Consider the following 13,114-nt stretch of genomic DNA (forward strand, 5'->3'; position numbering starts at 1 on the left):
AGACCCGCCGCGAACGCGGCGACCGCGACCACAGGATGCACGAGCATCATGCAGAAGAGCACCTTGATATCGCCCATGCCGAGGCCGGCGTCTCCACGCCATCTCCTCCACAGCACTTCCGCTGCGACGAGTGCCGCGCAGACCGCGAACGTCGCCACGAACACGAATCCGCGTGCGGCAGCGTCATATCGGCACCAGGCGACCACGGCACCACAGGCGAGCATGGCGAGCACGAGCCCGTTGGGAACGCGCCGCTCGCGCCCGTCGTACGCGATCGCTGCCGCAACGAGCACGAAGAAGAAAAGATGCGCCGCGCCCGCAAGAATATCACCAGCCGAATACCCTTCTGCGAAGTCCGCCGCCGCAGGCATCGCTACGCGCCTTCGACCACGAGACAGCCCATGTTCAGACGGCCGGCAAACTCACCGATGACCGAGGCCTGCCCGCAGCGCGTGAACACGCCGGAGAAGCGCCCGTTGAAGAGGAAGAGCCCCTCCATGTTCATATACGGCTCGAACGGCCTGTCCTGCCCCGCAACACCGCCCTCGACGTTCGACGAGGCATAGGGCACGACGTATTCCTGGACGATGCCGCCGCTTTGTGCAACCTCGTCGAGCACCGCGCGCCATTCCACATCCGTGCAGTCGCGTCCCGCGCGGACACCGATGCTGTTGTAGCCGTCGCGCGGCTTGGCGATCCAGCGCTCGCGTTCGGAGAAGGGTGCAAGGTCGCTCGAAGCGTCAAGAAGGTAGGTCGCCGGCACGTGCTCGCGTACGAACGCTCGCTCCGCGCTGGTGAGGACATCCTCCACCGTCTCACTGTGAAGCACCGCGAAAACCGTTTTCGTGGCGCACGGCCAGGTACGAAAACCGCCGACAATGGGTACGCGCCCGTCCTCGGCACAGGCCATGAGCGCATCCGCGCCGTCACATGGCTTCTCAAGCATCTCCGAGATCACGACGCGCCGCCACACGCAGTCGATGGTGCCTGCCGCATCGCGCAGCACGCCATCCACATACCTCAGGTCGCGGATGTCGGTAAAGCGCAGCTCCGCGCCGTGCTCGGCGAACACGCGCCCAAACTCTTCAATCTCCTCGCGGACGATGCTCTCGGCATAATCGACGGCAGCGACGCGTGGGCGAGCAGCGCTCCCACCCGCATCGCGGTAGCAAGAAAGGATTGCCTCGACGCACGCTCCATAGATGTCGAAGGCCGCGACACCATGTCGCCGTGCGAACTCCGAGCCCGTCGCTGTGAGCAAGTTCGCACGCGTCACCTCCTCAGTCACGAGCATGCCTGAGGAGCCATCGGTGTTGAGCTCGCAAAACTTGAAAGCACCTGTGACCTCGTCGAGGAAGATGTCAACGCGGGCAATGGGAATCTGCACGGGAAAGGCGTTCGGCATGCAGGCAAGCCGCTCGATGGCGGGATCGAGCTTGAAGAGCGCTCGGAAGTCCGCATCCTCCACGAAGCGCGCCGTGACCTTCTCCATAATGCCACCCATGGTCTCGGCGATCCAGGCGAGGTAGCCGAGGTCGCGGCTGGAAAAGATCTTAGGCACGAAGCTCCACTGCACCGGACCTCCATGATAGAGCGCGTTCGTGGTGGAGAGGAACGCGTCGCCCGCCTCGTGCGAGGGCGCGTCTCCACCGAGGCCTTCGGCGACCTGGATATACTCGGCCTCGAGACGCACACTGTCGAGCGGAGCGTCGGCGGTGGGACGTGCGGCAAACGTGGGCCGCACCGGCAGATGGAAAGAGGTGGTCGTGCGAGATTCCATGGACGGGGCTCCTAACGGGAAGATGGTTTTCCCTATACTACCCTGCGTGGGCGTAGACATCCCGGCAGGCGCGAAATCGAAACGCAGCCGACGGGCGCGACGAAGCGCCTACGCCTCCGCGGCCTTCCCCACCACGTCGTCCAGCGTGAGCGAGATGCTGTGCGGCGTGGGCACCCAGTCGACCTTCAGGAAGAGCGCGGCCACGATGAGCGGGATATACGTGAGCATGAACAGTGGGAACGTGAAGATGTTGAGCAGGATGCGCAGGTGGCTCTTGCAGTGGATATGCTTGCGCTCGATGATCATGGTGAAGAGCCCCATGATGAGATACGTCTGGTAGAGCGTGGCGAGCGAGGCCACGATCGACTGGAAGCAGGCGTCGATCTCGGCGTCGGTAGCGAGAAAACCGTGGCTCAAGAGCCCCACGACGAGAAACGTCCCGTTCGCGAGAATCGAGATGAGCGTAATGAGGTTTCCCGGTGCAATCGTCATGAACATGTCGTACGCCGAGAACCGCCGATGCCGGACGAACGATTTCACGAGCTGCGAACCGTAGGTGAAGAACACCTGGTAGAAGCCTTTCGTCCAGCGCATGCGCTGCTTCCAAGAGGCGGCAAACCCAACCGGCTGCTCGTCAAAGAACTCCGCGGACGCGTAGGCGATACGCACGCCGTGGACGGCGCAGAACGTCGAGAACTGAATATCCTCGGTGAGCGTGTGGAACTGCCAGCCCCCCATGCCCTCGATGATCTTCGCCGAGATGAGGTACCCCGAACCCGAGACAGCGCACGAGGTGCCGCAGAGCATGCGCGCGTTATTCAGGAAGCGCGCCTCACGCAGAAAGGAAGTCGCGTAGGCAGCCGAGACCCAGGAGCTGCCGAAGTTCTTCGAATTCCGATAGCTCGTGACGGCCATGTAGCCCGCGTCAAAGGCGTCGTTCATGATACGCGTGTACTCCGGGCTCACGAGGTTATCGGCATCGAAGATAAAGAAGCCCTCGTAGGTGCCCGGGTATTCGCGCAGGATACGCTTGAAGCCGAAGTCCATGACCCAACTCTTGCCCTTGCGCGCAAGGTCCTCGCGCTCGTAGACGATCGCGCCGGCCTCGCGAGCGACGCGCGCCGTGTCGTCCGTGCAGGCGTCGGCCACCACAAAGACGTCGATGAGCTCAGACGGGTAATCCTGCTCGCGGATCGAGCGGACGAGGTTCGCGATAACGGCCTCCTCGTTATGCGCGGCGATGAAGAAAGCGTAGCGGTGCAGCTTCTTGGCCTTCGGATAGCGCACCTCGCCGCGCACGACGCCGATGACGAAGAAGACCGCCTGGTAGAAGAAGCACACAGTGAAAAGCGCTACGACGATCATGTTGAACTGCACGATGGGCGTCGCGCTAAGGAAGTTCGCGATGAAATCGGGCACGAGGGCACTCCAAAGGTAGAGGTGATGGTGGGAACCAGTTTAGGACAGAGCCGCAGCGCCGCGGCGAAATCGATAAAATCCAGACAGCCGCGCCTGCGTGAGCGCGGTTGCGACCAGCTTGGCCGGATGCTCTCATCCCATAAGCTGGGGGACGATGTCCTCGCCCGCCTCGGTGCGACCGAGGGAACGGTCTTCGAGCTCCTCGAGCGCGGCCGCAAGGTCCCAGGGAAGCGTGTCGCGACACTCGATCTCCTCGCCCGTGACGGGATGCGCGAACTTCACGCGCCAGGAATGCAGGAACTGCCGGGTAAGCCCCAAATCGGCGCGCTCAGAGCCCTTGCCATAGAGCGGGTCGCCCACGAGCGGATGGTTGATGTGGCGCATGTGGACGCGGATCTGGTGCGTGCGCCCGGTATAGAGATGGCATTCGACGAGCGTGTAGCCCTCGTCGAAGCGTTCTGCATCGAAACGCTCGAGCACGCGGAACGTCGTGATGGCCTGCCGCGCGAAGGGGTCGTCCGACACCGCCATCTTCACGCGGTCGCGCGTCGAGCGGGCGATGCCCGTGTCGATCGTGCCCTCGTCATGTGCGATATAGCCGTGCACGAGTGCGATATAGCGGCGGTCGAGCGTGCGCAAGCGAATGAGGTCCTGTAGCGCACGCTGCGTAGCATCGTCTTTCGCGGCGAGCATGAGACCCGTCGTGTCGCGATCGAGCCGATGAACGATACCCGGGCGGTCCTCGCCCTGAAGCGTACCGAGGTGCTCCAAGCCGCAATGGTACACGAGTGCGTTCGCGAGCGTGCCGTCGGCGTGTCCGTGCGCCGGATGGCACACGAGGCCGCGCTGCTTGGAAAGGACGATGAGGTAGTCATCTTCGAACCGGATATCGAGCGGAATCGCCTGCGGGATCACCGCACCGGGCTCTCGCTCTTCGGGAAGCTCAACGGAAATGCGGTCGCCCGCGGCCACGCAATATTTCTTCGAAAGGTTCGTCTCGCCATTCACCGCGACGGCGCCAGCCTCGATGAGCCGTGCGCACGCCGAACGCGAGGGGCATGAGTCCTGTCCTCCCAAGAAGGAGTCCAAACGTGTCCCAGCATCCAATTCGTCAACCAGGATGTGCAAGTCGCCGGTCATCGTGAGCGCCTCTTCCGTGCGCCTTTGCGGGCGGTGCGGCAGCGAACGGTACTGTCGGCGTGGGCAGCGCGATCGGCTTCGGCACGCTCGCGAGCAGCCTGGTTCGCAGGCGAGAGGAAGATGAAGCCGATCAGTGCCACGACGACGCCGACGGTAATACCGATATCGGCAATATTGAAAACGGGAAAATCGATGAACGCGGTCGCGATGAAATCGGTAACGACACCGTGCGCTACGCGGTCGATAGCGTTGCCGACCGCCCCGCCGCAGGTGAGCGCGAGGCCAACGACTTCGAACCTCGATACGAGCGGCGCACGAAGCAGGTATATGAGCGTTCCCGCGACCATGAGGACTGCGAGCGAGACGAACACGAGCGCATAACCCTCTCCCAGGCCGAACGCAGCGCCTTCGTTATACACGAGCTCGAAATCGAGGATTCCAGGGATGACCTGGACGCCGACCGTGCCTGCAGGAGAGAGCGCCGCGCGGGCGACGGCTTTGGCGATCTGGTCGATGCACGCAACCGAAACGCCGACCACCAGGAGCATGCCAAGCCTCCACAGCAGAGGCGGCTTGAACTCATTAACGTCCACTCGCTTCTTTGCCACTACTATACCTTCCAACATGAACCGTGACAGGTTCCCCTGGCACCGCTGTCACGTCAAAGCCAGGGAAAACGTGACAGTTTCCCCTGGCACGATTGTCACACTAGTTCAGCGCGGCGGCGCAGCGCGCGCAGATATGCTCGTGCTCGCCGTGGACACCGGTGTCCTCGCGGTAGTTCCAGCAGCGATCACAGCGCTCGCCATGGGCGGCCTCGACCGTCGCGGTGAACTCGTCGCCCTGTGCGAGCTCGACCTCGGACACGATGAAGAACTCGGCGAGGTCGCAGGCAAGGTCGCCAGTGAGAAGCGCGTAGGCCTCCGCCGGCGCGGTCGCCTGGACGCGCACCTCCTGGCTCTTGGTGAAGGTGCCCGCGCCTCGGGCGTCCTCGATAGCCTTCGTCACGACGCTACGCAACTCCATGGCAGCATCGAGCACCTCGCCGTAGCGATTGGCCTCATCGAGCGCGATGGGTGCCTGGTACCAATCGAGCAGCGCCGCATACGTCTGGCCGTCGCGCGCGCCGGCGGGTGCATAGGCCATGACCTCGTCGCACGTGAAGGCAAGGATGGGCTGCAGGTCGCGCAGGAGCATGGAAAGGAGCTCCGTGAGCACGGTCTGGGCGCTGCGGCGGGCAAGCGAGCCCACCTTCTCGCAGTAGAGGCGGTCCTTGAGCGCGTCGAGGTACACGTTCGAGAGCTCCGTGACCACGAAATCGTAGAGCGTGCGGTAGGCGCGGTTGAACTCATAGCCGCGATAGGCGTCGTCGACCTCGGCCTGCACCTGCGTGAGGCGCGCAACCATGAGCTTGTCGAGCGGCTGCAGGTCTTCGAACGGCACCTCCTCGCGCTCGGGGTCGAACTGTCCCTCAAGCTCACCGAGCAGGAAGCGGAACGTATTGCGGAAGCGGCGGTATGCGTCCGAGGTACGCGCAAGGATCTCGTGGTCGATCGCGACATCAGAAGAGGTATCGACGCTCGCCACCCACAGGCGGATGATGTCGGCACCCATCTCGTCGCAGACCTTGTTCGGATCGATCACGTTGCCGAGCGACTTCGACATCTTGCGACCCTGGCCGTCGAGCGTGAAGCCCTGGGAGACGACCGCCTTGTAGGGCGCGACGCCGTTGGCGCCCACGCTCGTGAGGAGCGAGCTCTGGAACCAGCCGCGGTGCTGGTCGGAACCCTCGAGGTACATGTCCGCCGGGTACTCGAGCTCGGGACGGTTCTCGCACACGGCCTTCCAGGACACGCCGGAATCCCACCACACGTCGAGGATGTCGCGGTCGGCCTTGAGATGATGCCCGCCGCACTTGGGGCAGACGCACGCGTCGCCCAGGTAGCTTTCGGGCGCGTCGGTGAACCACGCGTCCGAGCCCTTCTCCTTGAAGAGCGCGATCACGGCGTCGAGCGTGTCGTCGTTCATAACCTTCTCGCCGCAGTCCGCGCACGTATAGCTCGGGATGGGCACACCCCAGTTGCGCTGGCGCGAGATGCACCAGTCCGGGCGCTGCTCCACCATGGCTCCGATGCGGTTCTTCGCGTGGTCCGGATACCATGCCACGTGGTTCAGCACCTGGTCGAGCGCCTGCTCGCGCAAACCCGTCTCGTCCATGGAGACGAACCACTGATCCGTCGCGCGGAAGATGACCGGATTCTTGCAGCGCCAGCAGTGCGGGTAGCTGTGGGTGATCTTCTTCTCGGCAAGCAGCGTCCCGCGCTCGGTGAGCCAGGCGATGATCTTCGGGTTTGCCTCGTCGGTGTCGAGCCCGCCGAAGGGGCCGCCCGTGCCGTACTCCTCGCCCACATAGAAGCGGCCATCGTCGTCGACGGGCATGATGATGGGCAGGTTGCAGCGGACGCCGGTGTAGTAGTCGTCGACGCCGTGGCCGGGCGCGGTGTGCACGCAGCCGGTGCCGTCTTCGAGCGTGACGTAGTCCGCCGTGACGACCTTGCCCGTCACGCCTTCGAAGATGGGCTGCTTATAGGTGATGCCCACGAGCTCTTCGCCCTTCGCGCACCAGGGCTCGACGGCTCCGGCGGGCGTGAAGAGGCGAGCATCCTCACGATGCGCGGTCTCGTGGAAGACCTTCTCCCAAAGTGCCTTCGCCATGATGCCCAGGCGGCCGTCGGCCTCGACGGCGACGTAGTCCGCCTCGGGCGAGAGCGCCACGCCAGCGTTCGCCGGGAGCGTCCAGGGGGTCGTGGTCCAGATCACCACGTCGACGGGCATACCGCTCGAAGCGAGTGCGTCGGGCACGTCGATGAGCTCGAAGCGGACGAAGATCGAGGGGCTCGTCTCGTCGGAATACTCAATCTCGGCCTCGGCGAGCGCCGTGTGGCAGTGCTTGCACCAGTGCACGGGTTTGCGACCGCGATAGATCATGCCGGCATCGAACATGGCCTTGAAGACCTCGATATCGGCGGCATCGTGCTCGTGGTAGAGCGTGAGATACGGGTTATCCCAATCGCCGAGCACGCCCAAGCGGCGGAACCCGGCCTTCTGGAGCTCGATGTTCTCGACGGCGAACTCGTGGCACATCTCGCGGATCTTCGCCGTGGGCGTCGCGTTGAACTTCGCCGTACCGAGCTTCTCCTCCACCTTGTGCTCGATGGGCTGGCCGTGACAGTCCCAGCCGGGGACGTAGGGGGTCTGCTCACCCAGCATGGCGTGGTAGCGCATGATCATGTCTTTGGAGATCTTGTTCATGGCGTGGCCGATGTGGATGGGGCCGTTCGCGTATGGAGGGCCGTCGTGCAGCACGAACTTCTTGTGCCCTTCGTTCTTCTTCTGAAGCAGCTCGTAGACCCCGTTTTCGTTCCATGCCTCAAGGCGCTTGGGCTCGGACTTGTTCAAGCCCGCGCGCATGGGGAAGCTCGTCTTCGGCAGGTTCATGGTCTCTTGGTACTTGCTCTTTTCCTTCGCCACGGGATGCCCTCCCCTTCTCGTCTGTCGAGGCGTCCTGGCGCGACGCCGCGACGTTCGGGCGCGGTGGCACCGCTGCCCATCCTGGGCGCCAACAAAAAAGCGCCCGTCCCTGCAAGCTGGGACGAAGCGCTCGATGTGCAGGTCGTGCCCGCAAAAGCTCTTCGCTTAGAACCACCCAGCTTAGGCGCTCGCGCGCCCGTTACTCGGCTGGCCTATCACGGCGGCCATCCCGGCGACGCCTACTAAAAGGGGTTGGTTGGGGACGTGTTCCTCCCAACCCATTGACCGGAGACGGACACCGTCCACCAATCAATCGAACCTCTTCGTTCGGGCCGCAGCTCCGGGGTGATATTCGCACGGGCGCGCCGGCAAACCTCGCAGCACGGGCGCATCCTCGCCCGCAGTTTGCTCTCTCATCGGCACGGAGACCGGCTACTCGTCCCCTTCACAGCCATTGGGCGCTATTGTAGCACGTTCCGTGCGATATGGAACGCCATTTGCCGACGCATCACATGGCTGCCGACAACACTTCAAGGTATATCTATAGTTTCGAGCTTCACCTCGGGTTTTGCCGCTTCGTCGCGTGCGCAAAGGGCACGACATCAGCGCATAAGCCCTAACGCAAAACGGGGGTTAGCACAGGTGCACGGCGAACCCGGCGATCTCCTCGTTGAAATAGACGAGCTTCGTGGTGCCGTCGTCGTTCAAGACACGAGACTCCTCGCAGATCGTAAGACCCCGCGAGCAGAAGTATTCCTCTGCCGCCGCGATATCGTTCACGGCAAAGCCGATGTGGCCCATCGACCCGCGGCCGCAGCCCTTCATGACCTCGATGAGCACGTCGTTGAAATACGAGACGGACGTTTCGCTCTGCTCCAGGCCAAACAGTGCCTCGATAAGCGCCGCGATGCGAGCGGCCTCGGCCTCGTCTGCAGCATTGATGCCGATGTGCTCGATGTGCATACCGAGCTCCTGAACCGGATTCTTGATCTTCTCTGCCATGGATATCCCTCTTTCTTACCAAGCGAATAAATAGAAACTGCGCTTAAGATCCTACCCTTGCGCGAGGAACTCCTGGGGGCTGAACACGGGAACACCGCGCTCGTTGAGCATGCTCGCGAACACGCCGTCGCCGCGCACGAGCACGCCAGAAAAGGTGCCGTCGTAGATGCTGCCCACCCCGCAGGACGGACTGCGCGGCTGTAAGATGGCGGCGTCGATCTCTCCTGTGTGCGAAGCGCGGGCGAGCTCCGCGGCAGCTCCGGCGCGAAACGCCTCGTCGACGCTCTCCCCCACCTCGTTCACCACGACGCCACTCCGAATCTCGGAGCGCAGGCGCGGCGTGGGCAGGCCGCCGGCAACCTCGGGGCAAACGGCGACGACCTCGCAGCCACGCTCCTCAAGCGCGGCCACGAGGTCGTCACAAAGATTGTTCCCACCGTTGTACTTGCAGTTCCTGCCCAACAGGCAGGCACTCACGACGACGCGCATGGGTATGGCTCAGCCAGGAGCGTTCGCGCTACTCGCCGAGCTTCTGCCCGCAGGACATGCAGAACGCGTCGCCCTCGCTCACGGGAGCGCCGCACTTGGGGCAGACCGGTCCCTCGACGGGGGCGGCAGCCGGAGCGGCAGGCGCAGCAGCACCAGAGGCGGCCATGATGTCGGCCATGGACTTGCCGCAGCCGGCGCAGAACATATCGGAGGCGCTGATGCGGGTGTGGCAGAACGGGCACACCACGACCGTCGCAGCCTGCTGCGAGGCGGCGTTCTGACGCTCGATCTCGTCGAGCTGAGCCTGGATAGAGGCGCGCTCGGCGTCGATTTGAGCGATGCCGTCGAAGAGCTGCTCACGGCCCGTACGGAACGAAGGATCGTCCTTCGTGATGTCGTAGAGGCTTGCGCCCAACTGCGCCGCAAGCGCCTGACGACGCTTCATGGCGTCGTTCAACTGGTTCTTGAGCTTCATCGATTCCACGCCGCGGTTGGCACCGGCGACGCCGCGATTCAAGGAAGCCTGGACGTCATCGAGAAAACCCATGGGTTCCACCTTCTTGACTATACGTACGAAATGGACAATGGATCCGCGGCGGTTGCGCTCGCGAACCGTTTCGAATATACCACCTGTTGCGGACAAGATGCGCGACGTACCAAAAGTTGTCACGCCCGGCCTCGCACAAGAGCCTCCATCCCACGCGCGTTCCCGCTCAGCCCCGCCGATAATTCGACGTTAAGCGCCAGCTCATCACTGCTCTTTGATGCGCAGATAAATCGCCCGGGCGCCGGCGGTGTTCGCACGCTCCTCGAACTCGTACACACCGAGGGACTTCAAAAACGGACTGAGCTTGCGGAACCCGTAGTTGCGCACGTCGAAATCGGGCAGACGCTTGGGCAGCTCACTTCCGACCGTCCCCAGAAACACCCAGCCCTCTTCATCGGAAAACTGGTCGACGATCGAATCGACCGCCGAGCGGATGCGCCGCATATGGCTGCGGCGCGCCGTGCGAGGCAGCTCGCTGAACTCGATGTCGCCGCCCATGTCGCCGGGAGCACGCCGGGGACGCGGGGACGCCGTACCGGGTTCCTCTACCGCTTCTTCCTTCTCCGGCTCATCTTTCGCCTTGCTTGATGCCGGCTTGTGCGCGTCGGACGGCTTATCCGCCTTCTTCGGAGCGGCCTTCGAGGAACGCTTGGAGCGCTTAGCGGGAACATCGGACTCGGCATCGTCCTCTTGGACGTCGTCTTCGTTGCGCCGCGCGGCGAAGAGCAGGTCGAGGTATTTGAACTGGTTGCACGCCGAGATGAACGGCTCGGGCGTCTTCTCCTCCCCCATGCCGATCACCTGCATGCCGCTCTCACGCAGGCGGGCTGCAAGGCGTGTAAAATCGGAATCTGAGCTCACGAGCGCGAAGCCGTCTACGGTACCGGAGTAGAGGATATCCATCGCGTCGATGATCATCGCCGAGTCTGTCGCGCTCTTGCCCGTGGTGTAGCTGTACTGCTGCATGGGGATGATCGAGTTGTCGAGCAGGCAGCCCTTCCACGAGGCGAGCCGCTGGCTCGTCCAGTCCCCGTAGATGCGCTTGTACGTGGCGATGCCGGAGTTTGCCACCTCGTCAAGGATAATCTTGATGTATTTCGGCGCAATGTTGTCCGCGTCGATGAGGATCGCGAACCGCGGGTCGTGTGAGGTATCTGAAGCCATGGGAACCTTTCTGTAGGATGTTCGAGCGGGTGTGGAGCCTGCCGGTCAAAGCCGAAAGGCCCCGCCCCCCCGCTATGGCTCATGATACCCCGAACGACGGCGGCGCTATCCGCCGGCGAACCGGAGGCGCTGGGCTTAGACCGAAACACCTCGCGACGAAGGGGTTCGGATCGAAACAAATCGGTTCGATGCACCTATTCGTCGAGCTGGATGCTCACAATGCCGTGTAGCTCACCATTTTGGTTCTCAAGGTAATAGACGTGTATGAGGGGGTCGGCATTGGGAACGCTCGTCAAGGTGAGGGTCTCACTAAAGCCATAGTCCCCTCGATAATTAGAACGCTGATAAACCCCGTTGAACACATCCTCAGCTGAAAGAGCATCGTCCAAGACACTCGTTGCAAGATCGGCTGCCTCTAAATGTACGGACGACGAGATTGCCTGAACCGTTCCATCTTCTGAAAACTGAACGACCGAATACATAACATTACCGTTGGACTCAGATATCTCTAAATACCATGTTCCCGTGGGGTCGCCCTCAGCAATGGACTCGGGGAACTGCACGCGGATGGAATCCGTCGTGGTCGATGACGACGAGTACTCGGGAGAGAACTCGATGTCCTCGACGCGCCATATGGTGCCATAGCTGTTTGAGCCATCCGGGACGAGCGTACCGGAGCACAAAACCGCTGTACCCCCGTTTGTCTCGACAAACTCGAGCGTCTGCTCTCCCGCGTCCCCGCTCACTCTAAAGTCATAAGGAATGATCCCGTACAATGAGTAGCGGCCATTGGGAATGCTCTTTGTGCCGCCGCCACCGAGCACGCCCGTCGCAAAGAGCACGATGGCGACAACGGCAGCCACCCCCGCCACGACCGCGATGCCGCCGAGGATGAGCGGCTTCTTCGAGCGCTTGGGCGCGCCCGGCGCCGCGGCGTAATCAGTCGCAGACACACTCGGCACCGCGGGTGCAGGGGTCTGAACGGGCGCGGGATCCGCAGCTTTGGGCTGAGATACGTTCGCCACACCCGTGCTGGCAACTCCGCACCACGGACAAAACGTCGAGCCGTCGGGCAGCTCCTGGCCGCATTTGGGACAGAACATAGTAACCCCCCCATCACGAGACAATGCTTGCTCCATGAAAGGGGGTGCCAGCAAAATGCAAGTGCGAGACGCCGACCCGCACCTACGTCAACGAACTCCGCCCCGCCTGGGGCCGGACATATTCTTCTGGCGCAGTTCCGCAGAAAAGCCCGCCGAGGCGGGCTTTTCGAGGACTGTTTGAGCACAGAAGAATATGTCCGGCCCCAGGCGGGGCGGCCAAACGGAGCTGCGACCCGCTACGCCGTGGGCTTCGGCGGCATGAGCGGGTTCTCGCGCTTCAGAAGCGTCATGAACTCCTGCCCCGTGATCGTCTCCTTCTTGTAGAGGTAGCGCGCGAGCTCGTGCAGCTTGAACTTGTTCTCCTTCAGGATCTGCATCGCTCGGGCGTGCGCATCCTCAATGAGCTTGCGCACCGCCTCGTCCACGTGCTCGGCGGTACCGGGCGCACAGGTGAGCGACGTATCCTGCGAGAGGTAGGCGTTCTGCACGGTGCCGAGCGCCATCATGCCGAATTCCTCGGACATGCCGAAGCGCGTGATCATGTTGCGCGCGAGCTTTGTCGCCTGTTCGATATCGTTCGCCGCGCCGGTGGTCATCTCGTTGAAGATGAGCTCCTCGGCAGCGCGGCCACCGCAGTACACGGCGAGCTTGTCGAGCGCCTCCTGGCGCGTGGTGAGGAACTTCTCGTCCTCCTCCACCTGCATGGTGTAGCCGAGCGCGCCCGAGGTGCGCGGCACGATGGTGATCTTCGTGACCGGCGCGCCTTCCTTCATGTTCGCCGCCACGATGGCGTGCCCGATCTCGTGGTAGGAGACGACCTGCTTCTCGTGGTCGGAGAGCACCGTGGACTTACGCTGTTGGCCGGCGATGACGACCTCGACCGATTCCTCAAAGTCCTCCTGCAGGGCACGGTTGCGGCCCATGCGCACGGCGCGCAGC

11 protein-coding genes and 1 pseudogene are annotated in these 13,114 nt (G+C 63.0%); all 12 read right to left on the reverse strand.

All coding sequences use genetic code 11. From position 1 onward, the window contains the following. The coding region (locus QZ079_RS04210) for a prepilin peptidase (RefSeq protein WP_297035484.1) at positions 1-371 on the reverse strand (371 nt) is incomplete at its 3' end. A 2-nt stretch (positions 372-373) separates the two neighbouring features. After that, positions 374-1,780: a hypothetical protein gene (locus tag QZ079_RS04215; protein ID WP_297035487.1), complete on the reverse strand. Its 1,407-nt coding sequence runs from the start codon at positions 1,778-1,780 to the stop codon at positions 374-376. Between the two features lie 108 nt (positions 1,781-1,888). After that, on the reverse strand, positions 1,889-3,145 hold the full coding sequence (locus tag QZ079_RS04220; RefSeq protein ID WP_297035503.1) for a glycosyltransferase family 2 protein: 1,257 nt from the start codon (positions 3,143-3,145) through the stop codon (positions 1,889-1,891). A gap of 186 nt (positions 3,146-3,331) precedes the next feature. Next, positions 3,332-4,339 carry an RluA family pseudouridine synthase gene (locus QZ079_RS04225; RefSeq protein WP_297035490.1) on the reverse strand — a complete coding sequence of 336 codons (1,008 nt, stop codon included), beginning with the start codon at positions 4,337-4,339 and terminating at the stop codon, positions 3,332-3,334. Beyond that, the gene (lspA, locus tag QZ079_RS04230; protein ID WP_297035493.1) at positions 4,336-4,947 is read right to left on the reverse strand and encodes a signal peptidase II; all 612 of its coding nucleotides are present in this window, start codon (positions 4,945-4,947) and stop codon (positions 4,336-4,338) included. Before lspA ends, QZ079_RS04225 begins: the two co-directional genes overlap by 4 nt. A gap of 100 nt (positions 4,948-5,047) precedes the next feature. Next, complete coding sequence (gene ileS, locus QZ079_RS04235) at positions 5,048-7,837, reverse strand: isoleucine--tRNA ligase (protein WP_297035506.1); 2,790 nt, start codon at positions 7,835-7,837, stop codon at positions 5,048-5,050. Between the two features lie 666 nt (positions 7,838-8,503). Further along, entirely contained in the window at positions 8,504-8,872 is a 369-nt protein-coding gene (locus QZ079_RS04240; protein ID WP_291289902.1) for a VOC family protein, read from the reverse strand. A 51-nt stretch (positions 8,873-8,923) separates the two neighbouring features. Continuing rightward, positions 8,924-9,361 (reverse strand): DUF523 domain-containing protein, encoded by a 438-nt coding sequence (locus QZ079_RS04245; RefSeq protein ID WP_291289903.1) that lies wholly within the window; start codon positions 9,359-9,361, stop codon positions 8,924-8,926. 28 nt (positions 9,362-9,389) lie between these two features. After that, positions 9,390-9,908 carry a zinc-ribbon domain-containing protein gene (locus QZ079_RS04250; protein ID WP_291288612.1) on the reverse strand — a complete coding sequence of 173 codons (519 nt, stop codon included), beginning with the start codon at positions 9,906-9,908 and terminating at the stop codon, positions 9,390-9,392. 204 nt (positions 9,909-10,112) lie between these two features. Continuing rightward, the gene (locus QZ079_RS04255; protein WP_297035496.1) at positions 10,113-11,072 is read right to left on the reverse strand and encodes an NYN domain-containing protein; all 960 of its coding nucleotides are present in this window, start codon (positions 11,070-11,072) and stop codon (positions 10,113-10,115) included. A gap of 194 nt (positions 11,073-11,266) precedes the next feature. Further along, positions 11,267-12,175: a zinc ribbon domain-containing protein gene (locus QZ079_RS04260; protein WP_297035500.1), complete on the reverse strand. Its 909-nt coding sequence runs from the start codon at positions 12,173-12,175 to the stop codon at positions 11,267-11,269. 236 nt (positions 12,176-12,411) lie between these two features. Next, positions 12,412-13,114 (reverse strand): annotated as a pseudogene (locus QZ079_RS04265) (cell division protein FtsH); the annotation flags it as partial.

This window comes from uncultured Enorma sp., from assembly GCA_905210055.1.
Lineage (GTDB): Bacteria > Actinomycetota > Coriobacteriia > Coriobacteriales > Coriobacteriaceae > Enorma.